We start from the raw sequence: 20476 nt of genomic DNA on the forward strand, positions 1-20476 counted from the left end.
TTTACAAGCGGTTGGGGACCGGGGAGTTTAGACCGCTTGCCGGGTCGGGGCAAGGTTTACTGCACCAAGCCCTTATGAATCAGACAGATAGGGGACGGGGCCGGGTGCGTGACGATGGCTTTGCACTGGGGGATGGGAACGGCCGAGAGCAAATCCCCCCTACCCCCCCTTTTTCAAAGGGGGGAAGCGGAGGCGGCGGGGTCGGGACTTCCGACTCCCGATTCCCGGCCCTCAGCCCTCGTCGGCCAGCAGCGCGGTGATCAGGCGCGAATGGCGGGCGACCTGCGGTTCGCGACGCAAGCGGCTGGCCAGGAAGATCGCGCACATTTCCTCGACCGCGGTGTCGAACACTTCGTTGACGATGACGTAGTCGAACTCGCCGTAATGCGACATTTCCTCGCGTGCGGCGTCCAGGCGCTGACGGATCGTCGCCTCGCTGTCCTGGCCGCGGGTGCGCATGCGCGACTCCAGCGCCTGCCTCGACGGCGGCAGGATGAACACGCTGACCGCATCCGGCACCTTGGACCGGACCTGGCGCGCGCCCTGCCAGTCGATTTCCAGCAACACGTCCTTGCCGGCGGCCAGGAAGGGCTCGACCGATTGCCGCGCCGAGCCCTTCCAGTCGCCGTGGACGCGGGCGTACTCGAAGAAATCGCCGGCCTCGACCATCGCCTCGAATTCCTGCGCGCTGACGAAGTGGTAGTGCTCGGCATGGCGTTCGCCCGGACGCGGCTGGCGCGAGGTGAACGAGATCGACAGGCGGATGTTGGGATCGCGCGCCAGCACGGCGTTGACGATGCTGGATTTTCCGGCCCCGGACGGGGCCGCGACGATGTAAAGGGTTCCGCGCATTAGGCAGTGATTCGTGATTCGAGAGTCGGGATGGGTAAAGCGGTTTCGCCGAGACGGGAACCGGCAACCCGGGATGCGCTGTGCGAATCCCGAATGCCGAATTCCCGATCGCGGCTACTCGATGTTCTGGATCTGCTCGCGGACCTGGTCGATCAGCACCTTGAGTTCGACCGCGGCCGCAGAGCTGCGCGCGTCGACCGACTTGGAGCCCAGGGTGTTGGCTTCGCGATTGAATTCCTGGAGCAGGAAATCGAGGCGGCGGCCGACCGCTTCGCGCAACTTGAGCACGCGCCGCGCTTCGACCACGTGCGAATCGAGACGGTCGAGTTCTTCGTCGACGTCGAGCTTCTGCAGCCACAGCACGAGCTCCTGCTCGACGCGGCCGTTGTCGGCCGGCTGGGCCAGATCGGCGAGCCGCGCCTCGAGCTTGGCGCGCTGGCCGGTGCGGATTGCCGGCATCAGCGTGCGCACCTCGGCGGCGATCGCGGCGATGCCGTCGACGCGCTCGCCGATGACCGTCGCGAGCTTGCCGCCTTCGCGTTCGCGCGCGGCGACGAATTCGTCGAGCACGCTGTCCAGCAGCGCCAGCGCCGCGGCCTGCAATTCGGCCGGATCGGTGCTCGGCGCCTGCAGCACGCCGGGGAACTGCAGCAGATCGGTGAATTCGGTGCGCAGCGCCGGGAACCGTGCCGACAGGTCGATCGCCAGATCGCTGAGTTCGCGCAGCCGGGTCGGGTTGAGCTGCAGCGCGTCGCCGCCTTCCGGCGCGCGCAGGCGCAGGGTCAGGTCGAGCTTGCCGCGGCTGATGCGTGCGGAAATGCGCTCGCGCAAGGCCGGTTCGAGCACGCGCAGTTCGTCGGCCAGGCGCACCCCGAGCTCGAGGAAACGATGGTTGACCGAGCGCAACTCGCAGCCGAGCGTGCCCCAGGGTGTCACGCGTTCGCCGCTGGCGAAGGCAGTCATGCTGCGAATCATTCGCGAATCCCAAGCCTACAGGGAGCGAATGGTAAACTCGCCGGCCATCAAAACGGTAACTTCGCGCCCATGACCGGTCCCAACGCCGCCCCCAACGAGGCCCCGACCGGCCCCCTCGCCCGTCCCAGCGGCCGTACCGCGGGCCAAATGCGCGAAGTCCGCATCGAGCGCAGCTTTACCCGCCACGCCGAGGGCTCGGTGCTGGTCAGCTTCGGCGAGACCCGGGTGCTGTGCACCGCCAGCGTCGAAAACAAGGTGCCCTCGTTCCTGCGCGGCAAGGGCGAAGGCTGGGTTACGGCCGAGTACGGCATGCTGCCGCGCGCGACCCACACCCGCAGCGATCGCGAGGCCGCACGCGGCAAGCAAGGCGGCCGCACCCTGGAAATCCAGCGCCTGATCGGCCGCGCCCTGCGCGCCTGCATCGACCGCAAGGCGCTCGGCGAGCGCACCATCACCCTGGACTGCGACGTCCTGCAGGCCGACGGCGGCACCCGCACCGCGGCGATCACCGGCGCCTACGTGGCCCTGGTCGATGCGGTGCGCTGGCTGCAGTCGCGCCGCGAGATCGCCCGCGACCCGATTTTCGGCGCGGTCGCCGCGGTCTCGGTCGGCGTCTACCGCGGCGTGCCGGTGCTGGATCTGGATTACGCAGAAGACAGCGATTGCGACACCGACATGAACGTGGTCATGAACGACGGCGGCGGTTTCATCGAGCTGCAGGGCACCGCCGAAGGCCACGCCTTCCGCCGCGAAGAGCTCGACGGCTTGCTGGCCCTGGCCGAAGCCGGCATCGCGGAGCTGATCCTCAAGCAGCGCGAGGCGCTGGCGGTCTGATCGCCGCGGACGGCTTCGAGTCCGGATGCGGGCTCGAAGCCGCTGCCATCGTTTCGCTCCGCTTGCGTGCCCGTCTCGCTGCGGCACACCAATCTTTCCAGCGCGGCAGGCCCGCGTGGACAGTCGCTCCTGCATCGCCCGCTGCGCCCATCCCGCGCTCTCTGTGTCATTCCCACGAAAGTCGAAATCCAACGGTTTTCCCTGGTTTTCGGAGACAAGGGCCAAGACGGGCGCCGCTTTCGCCGGCAAGGCGATGCGCTTGATCGATATACGCGATACGCGCAGCGTTGAAGACACACGCGCAGCGTTGAACTGAACGCAACGTGCGGGCTCGACGCGCATCGCAACGCCGTCCTTGTAGTCCAAGCACGAGCACGCCACCAGAACCACGAAACCCTTCACGGATGCACGAAGCCGGGCTTCGTATAACGGCGGCGGCGTGCCAATCTGCAGCGGGCTCGAGGGCGACACGCTCGGGCACGCGCATCATCGCGACGACCGGGGATTGTGCTTTCTGCCGGACCGTCGCGTCCTCCCTCCTCTCCATTCGGCCGGCTTCGCCCGCCCTCCTACCGAAGGCGATGGCGACGGCCCCTCAGCAAGGTCCGCCATGAATCGCAGCATCGGCAGCATCGCCCTCGTCGTCGCCGATTACGACGAAGCCATCGCTTACTACACCCAGGCACTGGGATTCGTCCTGCTCGAGGACATCGACCAGGGCGGCGGCAAACGCTGGGTCCGGGTCGCGCCCGCCGACGACGCCCAGACCGCGCTGTTGCTGGCCCAGGCCGTCGGCGAGGAACAAGGCTCGCGCATCGGCAACCAGACCGGCGGCCGGGTCGGCTTTTTCCTGCACACCGACGACTTCTGGCGCGACCACGCGGCGATGGTCGGGCACGGCGTGCGCTTCATGGAAACTCCGCGCGTCGAGACCTACGGCACGGTCGCCGTGTTCGAAGACCTGTACGGTAATCGCTGGGATTTGCTGGAACTGAAAGCATGAGATTAGTGCTGGCCAGCAGCAACGCCGGGAAGCTGGCGGAACTGCGCGACCTGCTCGGCGACACCGGCATCGAACTGGTGGCGCAAACGGATCTGGGGGTCGAGGACATCGAGGAAACCGGCAGTACGTTCGTCGAGAATGCGCTGCTCAAGGCCCGTCATGCGGCCGCGGTCACCGGGCTGCCGGCCCTGGCCGACGATTCCGGCATCTGCGTCGACGCGCTCGGCGGCGCCCCCGGCCTGTACTCGGCCCGCTACGCCGGCCAGCACGGCGACGCCCAGGCCAATATCGACAAACTGCTCGCCGCCCTCAAGGACGTGCCGGACGCCCAGCGCGGCGCGCATTTCTATGCGGTGATCGTGCTGCTGCGCCACGCCGGCGACCCGCGCCCGGTCATCGCCGAAGGCATCTGGCACGGCCGCATCCTGCACCAACGCCAGGGCGAGCGCGGTTTCGGCTACCAGCCGGTGTTCTACGACACCGAGTACGACGTGTCCGCCGGCGAGATCGACGACGCCCTCAAGAACCGCGTCAGCCACCGCGCCCGCGCCCTGGCGGCGCTGCGCGAGCGCCTGCCGGAGGTCGCCAGGTGAACCGGATGATGCGCGCCGCCGCTCCGCCCCGACGCGCCTTTCGCACCGGCGGCCACACCGTACTGTCGGTGGCCGTGCTGTACCTGCTGGCGATGCCGATCGCGATCTGGATCCGCCAGGACGGCCTCAGCGCCGGCACCCACCAGACCAACAGCTTCAGCTCGGAGATCGAGCTGGCGCTGTGGCTGCTGGCGACCCTGGTCGGGCTGGTCGCTCTGGCCGCCATCCAACGGGTCAGCCTGCAAGCCAGCCCCGGCCATACCATCGGCTACGCCAACATCACCACCGCCCATCGCACCCGCCGCTTCGCCCCGGGCGAGGTAGTGGGCATGTCCCTGCACCGGGCCAAGGACGGGCGCCTGCGCCTGACCTCGACCCTGGAACTGCGCCTGTCCCCGGCGCCGCACCGGCGCTGGAACACCGCCACCATTTTCGACGGCGAAACCTCCGGCGACGGCAGCGCCGAGCCCCTGGCCACGATCATGCGGCTGGTCGTCCAGGCCCGCCCGGACGTGGCGATCGACGCCAATCTGCGCGCCCTGCTCGCCGTCACCCGCTACGGCGCGACGCGCGACCGGTAAGCTGTCGGCCCCTTCCGACTGTTTCCGGGCCCTCGGGTCCGGTCGAGCGCTGTTTGAGCGATACCCTGACCACCCCGCCGTTGTCGCTGTACGTCCACCTGCCCTGGTGCGTGCGCAAATGCCCGTACTGCGATTTCAACTCGCACGAATACAAAGGCGGCAAGGGCAGCGCCCTGCCCTACGACGCCTATGTCGACGCCTTGCTGGCCGACCTGGAGCACGACCTGCCCTTGGTCTGGGGCCGGCCGGTGCACAGCGTGTTCTTCGGCGGCGGCACCCCTAGCCTGTTCCCGCCCGAGTTCATCGACCGCTTCCTGCAGGGCGCCAGCGCCCGCCTGCGCTTCGCGCCGGGTTGCGAAATCACCCTGGAAACCAACCCCGGTACCGCCGAGCACGGCCGTTTCGAGCTCTATCGCGCCGCCGGGGTGAACCGGCTCAGCTTCGGCATCCAGAGCTTCGACGACGGCTGCCTGCAGCGCCTGGGCCGCATCCACGACAGCCAGGAGGCCGAGGCCGCGGTCAAACTGGCGCAGGACGCCGGTTTCGACAACCTCAACCTCGACCTGATGTACGCCCTGCCCGGCCAGACCCTGGCGATGGCCGAGCGCGACCTGGAGCGGGCCTTCGCCCTCGACCCGGCCCACCTCTCGCATTACCAGCTGACCCTGGAACCCAACACCGTATTCGCGGCGCGGCCGCCGCAGGGCATCCCCGACGAGGACAGCGCCTGGGATATCCAGGAGCACTGCCAGGCCTTGATCGCCGCACGCGGCTACGAGCATTACGAGGTCAGCGCCTATGCGCGGCCGCAGCGCCGTTGCGCGCACAACCTCAATTATTGGCGTTACGGCGACTACCTCGGCATCGGCGCCGGCGCCCACGGCAAGATCACCCTCGGCGCCGAGCAGGCCATCCTGCGGCGCTGGAAGCACAAGCACCCGACCGAATACCTGGCCAAGGCCGGCACCGAAGCCGGCATCGGCGGCGACGACCGCATCGCGCCGGAGCGGCGGCCGTTCGAGTACATGCTCAACGTGCTGCGCCTGGTCGAGGGCTTTTCGCTGGCCGACTACGAGGCCCGCACCGGCCTGGCCCGCGCCGCCATCGCCACGCAACTGCAGGCCGCCTTCGACGCCGGCTGGCTGGAACAAAGCGGCGACCGGGTCCGTCCGACCGAGCTGGGGCGCTGCTTCACCAACGACGTGGTGGCGTTGTTCCTGCCCGACTGAGGGCCGATCGATCACCGACTGAGCGGCTTGCCCCGGTCGTAAACCGGGGGCCGCGGCAGGTGCCGGGCCTCACAAGCCCGCGACCGGCCCCGGCGGACACTCGCCTTTGGCCGCCCGTGCGGGTCGTTCGCGTTAGTGCCATTGGCCGCCTCCTGTCGGCTGCACGCCCACGCGCGGTCGTCGTCGGACCGCTTCGAGTTGGCGAGCGCCGGGGAGGCGTGGTTATATCTTGAGGTCGTCAGTACCGAATCCACATGTCCGCCACGTTTGATCCTCTGGACGCCTCGCCGCCGCGGGCCACCCTGGCCACGGCCGCGCTGCCCCGTCGCGTGCGCCGGTTGCTGGAGCAGCTGTACGCCCTGATCTCCGACGAAACCGCGCCGCAAATGGAACGGATGCTCGCCGAGTTCGAGCAGCAGCTGTTCCGCCAGGCCGACCAGGCCCGCAACCCGAGCCTGCAATCGGGTTATCTGGAAACCCTGCGCCTGGTCCGGCTGCGCCGCGCCGACCTGATCCCGCGCTATCTGGTCGCGCTGGAAACCGCGTTGACCCGCGTACGCCAGCCGGTCGCGCCGCGTTCGCAAGCGACGATCCTGCCCAGTTTCAGCGACCTGCGCCTGGTCGACGACAGCGAGGTCGACGAGAACACGGTGCTGCGCAGCATCGCCAGCCGCCACGAATCGCGCGCCGGCCTCGGCCTGTTGCTGCTCGGCCAACGCTTCGGCGTGCTCGCCGGCGCGCCGGCCTTCGATGCCGAACGCCTGCCGGTCGGCCCGCACCGCCTGATCCGGATCTTCGCCGACGTCTGCCAGCCGCTGCAGATCGGCCAGGACTCGCGCCTGGATCTGTTTCGTGTGTTCGACCAGCAGGTGATGCTGGGCTATGCGCAGATGGTCGAGGCCATGAACGCCCTGCTCGCGCGCGAGAACGTGCTGCCGAGCCTGTCGTTCGTGCCGCTGCGCACGCGCCCCAACGCTACGCCCCAGGGCGAGGCCGCGCCCGCCGACGCCACGCGCCGCGAACCGGTGCCCGACAAGAACCGCATACCGCACACGGGAGCCTCGCCGTCGGCGCGGCCCGGCGACGAGCGTCCGCACACCGCCTGGCCGGGCCAGCAAGCGGTGGCGCGGGCACCGGACGCAACCGATTTCGCGACCCTGCAGCAATGGCTCGGCGAGCGCCGCGAGTTGGTCGACAAGCTGCGTCCACGCAGCGCGGTCGCCGTGCCGGCCGCGGCCATGGACACCGCCGAGGTGTTGTCGATGCTGAACCGGCTCAAGGACGAACTGCCGCACGGCCCGCAGCCGCTGCGCAAGATCGCCGAGCTGCGCCAGTCGCTGCTGGAACACAGCGAGCCCCCGCCGGGTACGGTCGCCACGCTGTCGCGCGACGACGGCGACGTGTTCGATCTGCTCGACATGCTCTACGACGAGATCGAGCAGCGCCTGCGCGGCGACGCGACGATCTCGACCCTGCTCAACCGTCTGCAGGCGCCCTTGCTGCACGCCGCACTGCGGGACCGCAGCCTGCTCGAGCAAACCGAGCACCCGGCGCTGCAGTTGCTCAACACCGTCGCCGAAGCCGGCGCGCGCTGGACGCCGAGCGAAGACGTCGATCCGCAGTTGCACGAGCCGCTGCGCCAGGCCGTCGACCACGTGGTCGAGCACTACGACAGCGGCGCGGACGTGTTCGATGCCGCCAACCTGCGTTTGCAGGAACAACTGCAGAACCTGGCGCGCAAGGCCGAAGTTTCCGAACGGCGCCACGTCGAGGCCGCGCGCGGCAAGGAAAAGCTCGAGATGGCCAAGCGCCTGGCCAGCGAGGCGATCGAACAGCACACCGCCGAGCAGCGCCTGCCGCGTTTCGTCCAGACCCTGCTCAACCAGGCCTGGGCCGACGTGCTCACCCTGACCCTGCTGCGCCACGGCGAAGAATCCGAAGCCTGGCAGCGGCAATTGGAAACGACACGGCAGATCGTCTCGGCCAACCTCACCGGCGCGGATGCGCCGATGCCGTGCGGGCTCGACGCCGACATCGAACACGCGTTGACCCAGGTCGGCTACCACGGCGACGACGCCCGCGCGATTTCGCGCCAGCTCACGGTCGGCCCCGCGCACGAAGACGATGCCGCCTCGCGCACCGAACTGGCGATGAAACTGCGTTCGCGCAGCCGCCTCGGCGAAGACGCCGGCCCGGCCCGTTCGATCCTGCCTGCGCGCACCGCCGACGAGCAGCAGTGCTGGGAACAAATCCGCAACCTGCCGTTCGGCACCTGGTTCGAGTTCGTGCAGAACCAACAAGGCGACGCGGTGCGCCGGCGCCTGTCGTGGTTCAGTCCGGTCACCGACAACGCCTTGTTCGTCAATCAACGCGGCCAGCGGGTCGGCGAACAATCGCTGGACAGTCTCGCCCGGATGATGGCGCGCGGCCAGGCGCGGGTGGTCGTCGAGGAACGCAGCCGCCTGGTCGATCGCGCCTGGCACGCCGCGCTCGACGTGCTGCGCGGTTTCGGCGGCAAACGCACGGCCGATCCGGCCGGCGCATGAGGGCAGGCCCATGAACGAAGAATTCCGCCGCACCCGTCGCCGCCGACTCGCCGAAACCGTGCAGGTCGTCGACACCATGACCGAGACCGTGATCGGCCATCTGGGCAACTTGTCCGAGACCGGGATGATGCTGATCGCCAACACCCCGCTGGTCGACGACGCGCTGTACCAACTGCGCTTCAACCTGCGCGACGCCCCCCAGCACACCTCGCCGATCGAAGTCGGCGCCCATCTGCTGTGGCAGGACCGCGCCAGCGTGCCCGGCCAGACCTGGACCGGCTTCCGCTTCATCGCCATGCCCGAAGACGGCATGCAGCACCTGCGCCAGTGGCTGGACCTGCCCGGCGGCAGCTACGAGTAAGCGCTTCCCGCACCTGGTTGTTCTCCCTGTCGCGCCTGCGGCGAGCGCAGGCAGTGCAAGGCGAGAGGGCCGAAGCGAAGGTCCTGCCCCCGCCGGCGCAAATCCTGCCCCGGCGAATTGCGGCAAAATGGGCCGGTTTCCTCCAGGCCAGGCCCGCAATGAACGCTTCCGCCCGCACCGCCGATCCGTCCGCCCTCGACACCCACGCCCTGTACCGGCAGCACTTCGCCGAACTGCAGCGCCGCTGCGAGCAGGCGCTGGAACGCGGCGGGTTCGATCACCTGGTGGTGCCGAGCGGCACCTTGCACTACCAGGTCTTCGACGATCGCGATTACCCCTATGCGGTGAACCCGCAGTTCAAGGCCTGGGTGCCGCTGACCCGCAACCCCGGCAGTTGGCTGGTGGCCACGCCGGGCCATAAGCCCAAGCTGATCTATCTGCAGCCGTTCGACTACTGGCACGTCGTGCCGCAGGCCCCTAATGGCTGGTGGGTCGATCACTTCGAGGTGATCGTGATCCGCCAGCCGGAGGAAGCGCTGGCCCACCTGCCCAAGGACCCGGCGCGCTGCGCGATTCTCGGCGAAGCGCAGAGCGCGCTCGGCGCCGGCAGCGACCGCGCCTTCGTGCCGAACAACCCGCCGGCGGTCATCGACTATCTCGAATACCACCGCGCCTACAAGACGCCGTACGAAGTGGCGATGATGCGCGAAGCCACGCGCAAGGGCGTGCGCGCGCACCGCGCCGCCGAAGCCGCGTTCCGCGCCGGCAAAAGCGAGTTCGACATCCACCTGGCCTATTGCGCCGCCGCGCGCCAGGATGCCAACGAACTGCCCTACGGCAACATCGTCGCCCTCAACCGCAACGGCGCGGTGCTGCACTACATGGAACTCGACCGCGAAGCCCCGGCGCAGTCGCGCAGCTTCCTGATCGACGCCGGCGCCAGCCATCACGGCTACGCCTGCGACATCACCCGCACCTACGCCAGCGACGGCGGCGGCGAATTCCAGGCCCTGATCGACGCCGTCGATGCCGCGCAGCGGACGATGTGCGACCAGGTCCGCGCCGGTACCGACTACAAACGCATCCACCTCGACGCCCACCTGGCCCTGGCCGGCATCCTCAAGGACGTCGGCGTGCTCAAAGTCTCGCCGGAAGCGGCGGTGGCGACCGGCGTCAGCGGCGTGTTCTTCCCGCACGGCATCGGCCACGGCATCGGCCTGCAGGTGCACGAGGTCGCCGGCTTCGCCGCCTCCGACCGCGGCGGCCGCATCGACAAGCCCGCCGGCCATCCCTACCTGCGCATGACCCGCGTGCTCGAACCTGGCATGGCGGTGACGATCGAACCCGGCCTGTACTTCGTCGACCTGCTGCTCGACGGCCTCAAGCAGGGCGAACACGCCGGCAGCGTCGACTGGGACCGCATCGAACAGTTCCGCCCCTTCGGCGGCATCCGCATCGAAGACGACGTGGTCTGCACCGACGCCGCGCCGGTCAACCTGACCCGCGACGGCTTCGCGGAAGCGGCCTGAACCCCGCGTGCGGCGCATCCTGTTCGTCTGCAGCCAGAACAAGCTGCGCAGCCCGACCGCCGAACAGGTATTCGCCGTGCGCGACGACCTCGACGTCGCCTCGGCCGGCCTCAATCACGACGCCGAGCAGCCGCTCGGCGCCGAACAGGTCGAGTGGGCCGAGCTGATCTTCGTGATGGAAAAGGCGCAGCGCAGCAAGCTGCAGCGCAAGTTCCGGGCGCAGCTGCGCGGCAAGCGCGTGGTTTGTCTGGATATTTCGGACGAGTACGAGTACATGGCGCCGGAGCTGGTCGCTTTATTGCAGGCGCGGGTGCCGCGGCATTTGTGATGAGAGGGCGGCCGGCGCGGCGTCCAAGCCCCGCCGTTGCCGTTGCCGTTGCCGTTGCCGTTGCCGTTGCCGTTGCCGTTGCCGAGATTTTGATCTGCATTGCCGCTTTGCCGCTTTGCCGGTCAACAGTAGACCCGGAGGGCGGCGCACAGGACGTGCGCCGTTTTCCGATAAGACAGGGACGTCTTATCGGAAAATCCCGGCGACAGCATCGCACTCGTGGCCTGTGCCCTTGCAAGGAGAGCCCTTTTCTTTGGTTAGCTTTCTTTTGGGCTTAGCAAAAGAAAGTAACCCGGCCGCGTGAGCGGACGGAAGCTCTGCACTTGCTTGTAGCTTTTTAGAAGCGAAGCAAGATCAAACGCCAAAAGCTTCCGCCACTAAAGCGGCGGGTTACTTTCTTTTGTCATAAGCAACAAAAGAAAGGTAACCAAAGAAAAATGCTTTTCTTTGAATCAAGGGCCCGCGCGCTCGATGCCGACGCAGGGATTTTTCATACGGGACATCCCTGTCCCGATGAAAAACGGCCCGCATCCCTGCGGGCCGCCCTCCGGGTCTTCGATTGCCTTCGCGAGTGCAGGGCTGCGCACAGCAACAACCAAGACCACAGCCACAGCCACAGCCACAGCCACAGCCACAGCCACAGCCACAGCCACAGCAGAATCTTTACGGCAACGGCGAACTGCAACTGCAACGGCAACCGCAAAATGCATCATCGGCCTTGCAACCCGCACGACCACCCATCCCTCACCACACCTTGAACACCCGCCCACTCTGAATCCCCTCCACACTGCGCTGATACGCCAACGCCGCGCGCGCCGCGGTGACCGGTTCGAAGCCAGGGAAGAACGCGCCGTAGGCCTGCCACGACTCCGTCAATACGTTCGGGCTGACGGCATTGATGCGCAGGTCGCGCTGCAATTCGAAGGCGGCGCCACGCACGAAGCCCTCGATCGCGTTGTTGACGGCGCTGGCGTTGGCGCCGGCACGGATCGGTTCTTCGGCGACGATGCCGGTGGTCAGGGTGATCGAGCCGCCGTCGTTGAGGTGGTGCTGGCCCAGCAGGGCCAGGCGCACCTGGCCGAGCAGTTTGTCGTTGAGGCCCAGCGCGAAGTCGGCCGGGCGCATCGTTTCGAGCGGGCCGAAGTGCAGCACGCCGGCGGTGGAGACGATGGCGTCGAGCTTGCCGGTGCGACGGAACAAGGCCTCGACGCTGGCGTCGTCGGTGATGTCAACTGGGTAATCGGCGCTGCTGCGGCCGGCGGCCAGAATCTCGTGCTGCGGGGCGAGGCGTTCGGCCACGGCACGGCCGAGGGTACCGCTGGCACCGACGATGAGGATCTTCATGGGAACTCCGGGATGAGAGACAGGCGGCCAGTCTGCTCGCCGCGGCATCGACGGTGAATGCGCTAGGATTTCGGGCTCCCCTAACCGCGGGTTAGCCCTTGGACAAGCTGCGCAGCATGGCCGTGTTCGTCGCGGTCGCCGACACCGGCAGTTTCGCCGCCGCGGCCCAGGCCCAGAACCTGTCGGCGGTGATGGTCGGCAAACATGTGCACCAGTTGGAAGCGCATCTCGGCGCGCGCCTGCTGCAGCGCGATACGCGCAAGCAGCGCCTGACCGAGGTCGGCGAGAGCTTTCTCGAGGACTGCCGGCGCATCCTCGACCAGGTCCGCCACGCCGAGTCGGTCGCCGAACGCCTGCGTCACGACGGCCAGCCGAGCGGGCGCTTGCGCATCACCGCGCCGGTCACCCTCGGCGGCAATGCGGTCGCCATGGTGGTCACCGAATTCCTGCAGCGCCATCCCGAGGTCGCGGTCGAACTGGTGCTCAGCGACCGCATGTCCGACCTGATCGCCGAGGCCTTCGACGTCGCGATCCGGATCGGGCCCTTGCCGGATTCGGATCATCTGGTCGCACGCCCCCTGCGGCCGTACCGGATGATCGTCTGCGCTTCCCCCGAGTATCTAAACAAGCACGGTACGCCGAGCGACCCGCGCGAGCTGGTCGGCCACAGCTGCCTCAACCATCTGCTGTGGAATCACGATGCCGGTTGGCGTTTCGAGCACATCGCCGCCGAACCGCTGCGTCTGCGCGGGCGCTTCGCTTCCAACAACGGCGAGGCGCTGCGGCGCGCGGCGGTGGCCGGCTGCGGCATCCTGCTGCAGCCCGAGGTGTTGCTGGCCGACGACCTCGCCGCCGGCCGGCTACTGCCCCTGTTCGCCGAGCAACTGCCGCCGCCGCGTCCGGTGCATCTGCTGTACCCGCGCGACCGCCAGCCATTGCCCAAGCTCAGCCGTTTCGTCGAGCTGGTGCTGGAGCGCATGGGCCCGGCGGCGTAAGACTCGGCCCGCTGACCACACGTCCGGCGTTTTCGACTGCGATGCCGCCGCGAACGGCGGCGGCTGATGCACTGAAAACACGCGACAGCCAACTGTTGCTGCTATTGCTGTGCGCAGCTTGGCACTAGCGAAGGCAACAGAAGACCCGGAGGGCGGCCCGCAAGGATGCGGGCCGTTTTTCATCGGGACAGGGATGTCCCGTATGTAGAGCCCCGCGGATGCAACGATCGTGCGGGCCTGTGATTCAAGAAAAAGCAACTTCCTTTGGTTACCTTTGACCGAAGGGAATCCAGACAGACTTTGTTGCTTTAGGCAAAAGAAAGTAACCCGCCGCTTTAGTGGCGGAAGCTTTGGATTCGATCTTGATCCTGATCTTGCTTGAGAAAGACGCCGCGAGATCGCCACAGCGATGTCGCGGCTTGTGACCGAAGGAAATCCAGTAGGCGCCGCTCCTACCCTGACCAGGGCTGCGGCCAGAATCGACGCGATAGTGCGAGGTCGCGGTCGCGACTCACGTCGCTCCTACAGGGATAGATTCGTGGCGACGGCGCTCACCGCGCCATCAAGGCCTCGATCTCGTCGGCGCTGCGCGCGAGCCGGTCGGTCAGCACCTGATGGCCGTCCTTGGTGATCAGCACGTCGTCTTCGGTGCGGATGCCGATGCCGCGCCATTTCGGGTCGACGCTGCTGTCGTCGGGCGACACGTACAGCCCGGGCTCGATGGTGAACACCATGCCCGGCTCGAGCAGGCGCGACTCGCCGTCGAGGCGGTATTCGCCGACGTCGTGCACGTCCATGCCCAGCCAGTGCCCGGTCTTGTGCCGATAGAAGCGTTTGTAATGGCCTTCGGCGAGGTTCTTTTCCAGCTTGCCCTTGAGCAGGCCGAGTTGCAGCAGGCCTTCGGTCAAGGTTTCGACCGCGGCCAGATGGCCGGCCTCGTAGGCCACGCCGGGACGCGCCTGCGCCAGGGCCGCGGCCTGGGCCGCGCCGACCAGGTCGTGCAGCGCGCGTTGCGGCGCGCTGAAGCGGCCGTTGACCGGAAACGTGCGGGTGATGTCGGCGGCGTAACCGCGGTACTCGGCGCCGGCGTCGATCAGGACCAGGTCGCCGTCGGACGAGGCCGCGCTGTTGGCGCGATAGTGCAACACGCAGGCGTTGCTGCCGGCGCCGACGATGCTGCCGTAAGCCGGCTCGGCGTCGTGGCGGCGGAACACGCATTCGATTTCGGCTTGCAGCTCGTACTCGCGCACGCCGGGCCGCGCCGCGCGCATCGCCGCTTCGTGGGCGAGTACGCTGATGTCGGCGGCACGCTGCATGAAGCGCACCTCGTCGCGGTCTTTGAACAGGCGCAGCTCGTCGAGCAGATGGCCCAGCTCGAGGAATTCGTGCGGCGGCTGCGCGCCCTGGCGCACCATCGCACGCACGCGGTTGAGCCAGCCGATCAGCTTGAGGTCGAACTCGGCGTCGCGGCCGAAGTGGTAGTACACCCGGGAGCGGCCTTCGAGCAGGCCCGGCAGGATGTCGTCGAGGTCGGTGATCGGATACGCGTCGTCGAGACCGAAGGCCTCGACCGCGCCTTCCGGGCCGTAGCGCGGGCCGTCCCAGGCTTCGCGTTCGCGATCGCGCTCGCGGCAGAACAGCAAGGTCTCGCCATGGCGCCGGCCCGGCACCAGCACCAGCACCGACTCGGGTTCCGGGAAACCGGTCAGGTAGCTGAGGTCGGAGTCCTGGCGGAACGGGTAGTGGGTATCGCGGCTGCGGATATGCTCGTTGGCCGACGGCACGATCACGATCGCGTCGTCGCCGGCCATCGTCATCAACTGCTTGCGCCGGCGCACATAGGCCTTGGCCGGCATCGACAGCGCGGCGTTCATGTCAGTTCAGCCGATGGCGGTGCTGCGCCGCCATCGCCACGTCGCCGTGCAACAACAGCGCGACGATGCGCACGAACTCCTCGATCTCGGTCAAGGCTTCTTCGTCGTCTTCGTCGCCGTCGTCCTGCGGCGAGGCCGCGGCCAGACGGGCCAGATCGCCGAGCGCTTCGCGGCTTTCCTCCGACAGCGAGGCGGCCTCGCCGGCGGCGAGGCCGAAACCGCCGAGGAAACCGCGGCACCAGTCGAACAAGGCGCCGCTGCGTTCGGACAAGGGCGCTTCGCTATCGGGCAGCAGCAGATCGAAGCCGAAGCTGCGATCGCCGAGCTGCGAGGCGCTGGCGTTGCGCAGGCGATCCAGCGCGCCGTTCTCGGCCGGCGTCGCGACGGCCGGGTCGGCCAGCACGCGCGCGGGCCAGTCGCGCACCGATGCGCCGCCGCCGGCGAGCCAGCCGCACAAGGCGCCGTGCAGTTCGGAAGCGGAAGCGCCGAGCGAGAGCGTGCGGCTCTCGGCATCGACATCGGACAACAGGGGCAGTTCGATCGCGGCCACAGGCATCAAGTCGTGAGGGTTGCCGCAGTTTAGCAATGCCGGGCGAATGCAGGCGGCGTGAAGAAAGCCGCAGGATCCTGTCCTGTCTGGCGATTCGAGTCCGTAGTGCTTGTTGCCGCAACGGGCGCCTGCCTAAACTGCGGGCTGTTGCGCTTCACGCCACGGTGTCCGTGCGTTCCTCTTCCCCTGTCGCCCTGCTGACTGCCGGCCTGATCGCCTTGCTCCTGTGCATGGCGGCGCTGCCCCAGCGTGCCGATGCGGCCACGCGCGACTTCTACTTCTCGCGCCTGGGCAGCGAGCTCGGGCTCAGCCAGAACTCGGTCACCGCCTTCACCCAGGACGCGCACGGTTTCATCTGGGTCGGCACCCAGGGCGGCCTGCACCGCTACGACGGCCAGCGCTACGTGCCCTATCGGCACGACCCGCGCGATCCGGCCAGCCTGCCCGACAGCTACGTCACCGCGCTCGCCCTCGACGGCCAGCGCGCGATCTGGATCGGCACCCATTCCGAATACCTGGCCCGGCTCGACCTGGCCAGCGGCGCGATCCACCGCTACGAACCGCCGGATTCGCAGGCCGGGCGCCAGATCGTCTCGCTGCTGCCATGGCGCGACTCGCTGCTGATCGGCACCCTGGCCGGCCTTGAGCGCATGGACCCGCGCAGCGGCGCGCGCGAGCTGCTGCTGGCCCTGCCCGGCGAACTGAGCCGGCAATCGCCCTGGCAGGAACTCGCCCTCGCCCGCGACGGCACCGCCTGGTTCGCCAGCGCGGCCGGCCTGTACCGGATCCTGCCGAGCGGCAAGATCGAACGCATCGGCGCCGCCCAAGTGCTGCGCAGCGTGTTGATCGATCGGCGCGGCCGGCTTTGGGCCGGCGGCGTCGACGGCCTGTACCGGCTCGACGGCCACACCGGCATCCTGGTCAAGGTCGAGGACGAGGCCCTGGCGACGCTGCGCGATGCGCGGGCCCTGATCGAAGCGCCGGACCAGCGGATCTGGATCTCCGGTTTCGGCAACGGCCTGTACCGCCACGACCCCGAGACCGGCCACTCCCAGCGCGTGCACGCCGAGCCCGGTGTCGAGGCGACCCTGCCCGAAGACACCATCGAAGCGTTGATGATCGACCACGGCGGCCTGCTTTGGGCCGGCGGCCAGTACCGCGGCGTCGCCGTCGCCGACCCGCGCGGCACCCGCTTCAGCTACGTCCTCGACCTCGACGAGGACCGCACCGGCGCCGGCGCCTCCGACGCCAGCATCCGCAGCCTGGCCCAGGACGACCTCGGCGCGATCTGGATCGGCACCGACAACGGCCATCTGCGCCGCTACGACCTGGGCGCCGACCGCTTCCAGGACATGACCGCGCTGCTGCCGGCCAACGCCGGCGCCCGCCGCATCGCCGCGATCGCCCGCGAACCCTGCCCCGAGGCCGACAACCCGAATCCGCCGGCCTCGCTGCCACCGACCCGGCTCTGGCTCGCCACCGGCCAGGGCCTGCTGCGCCTGGACCCGGCCACCCGCCGGGTCGAGAGCATCGATCTGCGCGGCTACCGCGACGTCGCCCTGCGCTCGCTGGCCTTCGCCCGCGACGGCAGCCTCTGGCTCGGCAGCGACGACATCGGCGCCCTGCACTACCTGCCCGAGACCGGCGCCCTGGTCCGCTACGCCTATCGCGAAGGCGATTCCAAGGGCCTGAGCCATCCGCGCGTCAACGCCGTGCTCGAAGACACCAAGGGCCGGATCTGGTTCGGCACCGGCGACGGCCTGGACCTGCTCGACCCGGCCACCGGCTATCTGCGCCACTACCGCCATGCCACCGACGAGGCCGACAGCCTGCCGGGCAACTTCGTCCGTGCCGTGCACCAGTCCGCCGACGGCTCGATCTGGGTCGGCACCCAGGCCGGCCTGAGCCGGGTGGTCGAACACAGCGACGGCCGCATCCGCTTCGACCACCCGCTGGCCGAAGTGCTCGGCGACCACCCGGTGCCGGTGGTGTTCTCGATCGCCGAACGTCCGGCCGGCCGCCTCTGGCTCGGCACCGACGCCGGCATCCTGCGCTTCGACAGTGGCGCCTCGCTGGTGCGCCGTTATGGCCTGGCCGACGGCCTGCAGGACCTGGAATTCAACGCCGGCGCGGTCGACATCCTCGCCGACGGCCGCATCGCCTTCGGCGGCGTGCGCGGCCTCAACGTGTTCGACCCGGCGCGCATCGCCGACTCGCGCTACACCCCGCCGGTGCGCCTGCTCGGGGCCTGGATCGGCTCCGACACCAGCGCCGGTTCGAGCACGCTGTGGCAGTCGACCCGGCTGGAGATTCCCAACGACGCCGGCATCCTGCGCCTGCGCATCGGCGCCCTCGACTTCGGCCCGAACAGCGGCATCCGCTATCGCTACCGCATGGACGGTTTCGACCGCGATTGGATCGACAACGGCCCGCGCCAGGACATCACCTACACCCGCCTGCCGCCCGGCCGGTATGTCTTCCGCGCCCAATCGACCAACCGCGACGGGGTCTGGAATACCCAGGAACTGCGCATCCCGGTCAACGTCGAGCCGCCTTTGTGGCGGCATCCGCTGGCGATCGCCCTGGCGGCGTTGGCCGCGCTCGGTCTGGCCCTGAGCTTCGGCTGGCGCTGGCACGTCGCCCGCCAGCGCGAACGCGGTTACTTCGCCCAGATCCGCGAACGCGAAGAACGCCTCAAGCTGGCGCTGTGGGCGTCCGGCGAACAATTCTGGGACTACGACCTGAAGCGGCGCGAGTTGCACCGCATGCGCGTCGACGACCACAACCCGCAGTCGCCGGAGATCGGCGTGCAGGCCGACATCGCCGACGACCACGAGATCCATCCCGACGACCTCGGCCGCGTCACCGAACTGCTGCGCAAGCACCTCAAGGGCGACGCCGCGCTGTTCCTGTCCGAACACCGCATGCGCACGCCGAAGGGCGAATGGGGCTGGGTGCGGGCCCGCGGCCGGGTCGTCGAACGCGACGCCGAGGGCCTGCCGGTGCGCGTCGCCGGCACCGGCCGCGACGTCACCGCGGTGCGCAGCGCCGAACGCGAGCGGCGCATTTCCAGCGAGGTGCTGCGCTCGATGGCCGAAGCGGTGGCGGTGTTCGACCGCGACTTCGTGTTCGTCTCGATCAACCCGGCGTTCTCGCGCATGACCGGCTACCCCGAGAACGAAGTCATCGGCCAGACCACCGGCCTGCTCGACAGCCGCCAGCACGATCCCGAGTTCTACAGCGACATGCGCGACGAGTTGCAGCGCAGCGGCCGCTGGTCCGGCGAGATCTGGCAGCAGCGCAAGGACGGCAACGAATTCCTGTGCTGGCTGCAGGCCAGCATCGTGCTCGACAGCAGCGGCCAGCGCGGCCATTACGTCGCCGTGCTGACCGACATCACCGACCAGAAGCGCGCCGAGCAAGAACTGCGCTATCTGGCCAACTACGACACCCTGACCAGCCTGCCCAACCGCACCCTGTTGTCGGAGCGGCTGTCGCGGGCGATCGTGCGGGCGCGCCGCCACGGCCATCGCATCGCCCTGTTGTTCCTCGATCTGGACCGCTTCAAGGACATCAACGACTCGCTCGGCCATGCCGCCGGCGACCGCATCCTGCGCGCCGCCGCGGTGCGCCTGCAGGAAACCGTCGGCGCCGAGCACACCGTCGCCCGCCTGGGCGGCGACGAATTCACCGTCGTGCTGGAAAACCTGGAAACGCCGGAACAGGCCGAAGACGTCGCCCGCCGCCTGATCAAGGCCTTCGAGGCGCCGCTGGATTTCGACGAACGCCACGACGTGGCGATCTCGCCGTCGATCGGCATCAGCCTCTACCCGGACCACGCCCAGGTCCCGACCGACCTGCTCAAGCACGCCGACACCGCGATGTACCAGGCCAAGGCCGCCGGCCGGCGCACCTTCATGCGCTACACCGAGGCGATGGACATCGAGATCCGCCAACGCGCGACGATCTCGGCGGCCTTGCGCAAGGTCCTGGACCGCAACGAACTGCGCCTGGTGTTCCAACCGCGCCTGTCGCTGCCGGAAGCGCGCATCACCGGGGTCGAGGCGCTGCTGCGCTGGAACAGCGCCGAGTACGGCAATATCCCGCCCTCGCAGTTCATTCCGCTGGCCGAGGAAAGCGGCCTGATCCTGGAAATCGGCGAATGGGCGATGCGCGAGGCCTGCAGCCGCCTGCGCCAGTGGCGCCAGCAAGGGCTCGACCAGTTGTCGATCTCGGTCAACGTCTCGGCGATCCAGCTGTTGCGCGGCGACCTGCCGAAGATGGTCGCGCGCGCCCTCAGCGAAAGCGGCATCCCGCCGTGGCGGCTCGAGCTGGAGTTGACCGAAAGCGTGATCATGGCCAACGCCGCGCACACCTCCAACACCATGCAAGCGCTGCGCGAACTCGGCGTCGCCCTGGCGGTCGACGACTTCGGCACCGGCTACTCCTCGCTCGCCTACCTCAAGCGCCTGCCGATCAATACCTTGAAGATCGACAAGGAATTCATCGGCGACCTGACCCGCGACCCCGACGACGAGGCGATCACCAGCACGGTCATCACCATGGCTCACTCGCTGGGCCTGAACGTGGTCGCCGAGGGCGTGGAGTTGGAAGAGCAGATGGAGTTCCTGCTCGCCCACGGCTGCGACGAGATCCAGGGCTATTGGCTGGCGCGGCCGCTCGAAGCCGACGACTGCCTGGCGTTCATCCAGCAATGGCAGCCGCCGCTGAGCGTGCGCGCGGCGCGCTGAGACGGCCGGGAATCGGGAATCGGGAATCGGGAATCGGAACAGCAAGAGTGGGCGTCCGGCCATTGGGGGAGTGGCGACGCAGCACCGCATCGCCCCCCCGCGATGCCGTCGCCCCCGGCACGCCCCCGCGC

General features: G+C 68.5%; 16 protein-coding genes. 11 read left to right on the plus strand and 5 right to left on the minus strand.

The genetic code is table 11. The annotated features are described in order from the left end of the window. Window positions 1-231: 231 nt before the first annotated feature. Together gmk and ACKN61_RS19685 are read right to left on the minus strand one after the other, a co-directional pair. On the minus strand, window positions 232-852 hold the full coding sequence (gene gmk / locus ACKN61_RS19680) for a guanylate kinase (protein ID WP_057919064.1): 621 nt from the start codon (window positions 850-852) through the stop codon (window positions 232-234). 114 nt (window positions 853-966) lie between these two features. Then, complete coding sequence (locus ACKN61_RS19685; RefSeq protein ID WP_031372648.1) at window positions 967-1827, minus strand: YicC/YloC family endoribonuclease; 861 nt, start codon at window positions 1825-1827, stop codon at window positions 967-969. 69 nt (window positions 1828-1896) lie between these two features. Between ACKN61_RS19685 and rph the strand changes: the two genes are divergently transcribed. The 9 genes from rph to ACKN61_RS19730 all read left to right on the plus strand — a co-directional run bounded on the left by rph (window position 1897) and on the right by ACKN61_RS19730 (window position 10831). Continuing rightward, complete coding sequence (gene rph / locus ACKN61_RS19690) at window positions 1897-2661, plus strand: ribonuclease PH (RefSeq protein ID WP_051885115.1); 765 nt, start codon at window positions 1897-1899, stop codon at window positions 2659-2661. Between the two features lie 610 nt (window positions 2662-3271). After that, window positions 3272-3664, plus strand: a complete 393-nt coding sequence (locus ACKN61_RS19695) for a VOC family protein (RefSeq protein ID WP_408950889.1) — start codon at window positions 3272-3274, stop codon at window positions 3662-3664. Continuing rightward, entirely contained in the window at window positions 3661-4257 is a 597-nt protein-coding gene (gene rdgB / locus ACKN61_RS19700; RefSeq protein ID WP_031372651.1) for an RdgB/HAM1 family non-canonical purine NTP pyrophosphatase, read from the plus strand. Before ACKN61_RS19695 ends, rdgB begins: the two co-directional genes overlap by 4 nt. Beyond that, complete coding sequence (locus ACKN61_RS19705; RefSeq protein ID WP_408950890.1) at window positions 4254-4838, plus strand: hypothetical protein; 585 nt, start codon at window positions 4254-4256, stop codon at window positions 4836-4838. The genes rdgB and ACKN61_RS19705 overlap by 4 nt, the downstream gene beginning before the upstream one ends. Window positions 4839-4891: 53 nt before the next feature. After that, the gene (gene hemW / locus ACKN61_RS19710; RefSeq protein WP_408950891.1) at window positions 4892-6067 is read left to right on the plus strand and encodes a radical SAM family heme chaperone HemW; all 1176 of its coding nucleotides are present in this window, start codon (window positions 4892-4894) and stop codon (window positions 6065-6067) included. Between the two features lie 254 nt (window positions 6068-6321). Further along, a complete protein-coding gene (locus ACKN61_RS19715) occupies window positions 6322-8613 on the plus strand; it encodes a DUF1631 family protein (protein ID WP_408950892.1) in 2292 nt (763 codons plus the stop codon). A gap of 10 nt (window positions 8614-8623) precedes the next feature. Then, window positions 8624-8974: a PilZ domain-containing protein gene (locus ACKN61_RS19720; protein WP_031372655.1), complete on the plus strand. Its 351-nt coding sequence runs from the start codon at window positions 8624-8626 to the stop codon at window positions 8972-8974. 158 nt (window positions 8975-9132) lie between these two features. After that, entirely contained in the window at window positions 9133-10503 is a 1371-nt protein-coding gene (gene pepQ / locus ACKN61_RS19725) for a Xaa-Pro dipeptidase (protein WP_408950893.1), read from the plus strand. Between the two features lie 7 nt (window positions 10504-10510). Next, complete coding sequence (locus ACKN61_RS19730; protein ID WP_408950894.1) at window positions 10511-10831, plus strand: low molecular weight protein tyrosine phosphatase family protein; 321 nt, start codon at window positions 10511-10513, stop codon at window positions 10829-10831. A 744-nt stretch (window positions 10832-11575) separates the two neighbouring features. Here the strand turns inward: ACKN61_RS19730 and ACKN61_RS19735 are convergent. Beyond that, a complete protein-coding gene (locus tag ACKN61_RS19735; RefSeq protein ID WP_408950895.1) occupies window positions 11576-12175 on the minus strand; it encodes a short chain dehydrogenase in 600 nt (199 codons plus the stop codon). 98 nt (window positions 12176-12273) lie between these two features. On the opposite strand from ACKN61_RS19735, the gene ACKN61_RS19740 reads away from it, so the two are divergent. Continuing rightward, complete coding sequence (locus ACKN61_RS19740; protein ID WP_408950896.1) at window positions 12274-13170, plus strand: LysR family transcriptional regulator; 897 nt, start codon at window positions 12274-12276, stop codon at window positions 13168-13170. Window positions 13171-13721: 551 nt separating this feature from the next. Here ACKN61_RS19740 and ACKN61_RS19745 read toward each other — a convergent pair. Then, a complete protein-coding gene (locus ACKN61_RS19745) occupies window positions 13722-15044 on the minus strand; it encodes an aminopeptidase P N-terminal domain-containing protein (protein ID WP_408950897.1) in 1323 nt (440 codons plus the stop codon). 1 nt (window position 15045) lies between these two features. Further along, window positions 15046-15585, minus strand: coding sequence for a UPF0149 family protein (locus tag ACKN61_RS19750; RefSeq protein WP_408953872.1), 540 nt, complete (start codon window positions 15583-15585; stop codon window positions 15046-15048). 179 nt (window positions 15586-15764) lie between these two features. Here ACKN61_RS19750 and ACKN61_RS19755 point away from each other — a divergent pair, with 179 nt between their 5' ends. Next, the gene (locus tag ACKN61_RS19755) at window positions 15765-20345 is read left to right on the plus strand and encodes an EAL domain-containing protein (RefSeq protein WP_408950898.1); all 4581 of its coding nucleotides are present in this window, start codon (window positions 15765-15767) and stop codon (window positions 20343-20345) included. Window positions 20346-20476: the final 131 nt, after the last annotated feature.

It is taken from the genome of Lysobacter sp. Hz25 (assembly GCF_046097045.1).
GTDB classification, from domain to species: domain Bacteria; phylum Pseudomonadota; class Gammaproteobacteria; order Xanthomonadales; family Xanthomonadaceae; genus Lysobacter; species Lysobacter antibioticus_B.

Excerpts from the sequence above, each read along its gene's own strand:
- gmk (WP_057919064.1), bottom strand. The coding sequence starts at position 852 with ATGCGCGGAACCCTTTACATCGTCGCGGCCCCGTCCGGGGCCGGAAAA.
- ACKN61_RS19720 (WP_031372655.1), top strand. The coding sequence starts at position 8,624 with ATGAACGAAGAATTCCGCCGCACCCGTCGCCGCCGACTCGCCGAAACC.
- rdgB (WP_031372651.1), top strand. The coding sequence starts at position 3,661 with ATGAGATTAGTGCTGGCCAGCAGCAACGCCGGGAAGCTGGCGGAACTG.
- ACKN61_RS19715 (WP_408950892.1), top strand. The coding sequence starts at position 6,322 with ATGTCCGCCACGTTTGATCCTCTGGACGCCTCGCCGCCGCGGGCCACC.
- ACKN61_RS19695 (WP_408950889.1), top strand. The coding sequence starts at position 3,272 with ATGAATCGCAGCATCGGCAGCATCGCCCTCGTCGTCGCCGATTACGAC.
- ACKN61_RS19735 (WP_408950895.1), bottom strand. The coding sequence starts at position 12,175 with ATGAAGATCCTCATCGTCGGTGCCAGCGGTACCCTCGGCCGTGCCGTG.
- pepQ (WP_408950893.1), top strand. The coding sequence starts at position 9,133 with ATGAACGCTTCCGCCCGCACCGCCGATCCGTCCGCCCTCGACACCCAC.
- rph (WP_051885115.1), top strand. The coding sequence starts at position 1,897 with ATGACCGGTCCCAACGCCGCCCCCAACGAGGCCCCGACCGGCCCCCTC.
- ACKN61_RS19685 (WP_031372648.1), bottom strand. The coding sequence starts at position 1,827 with ATGATTCGCAGCATGACTGCCTTCGCCAGCGGCGAACGCGTGACACCC.
- ACKN61_RS19745 (WP_408950897.1), bottom strand. The coding sequence starts at position 15,044 with ATGAACGCCGCGCTGTCGATGCCGGCCAAGGCCTATGTGCGCCGGCGC.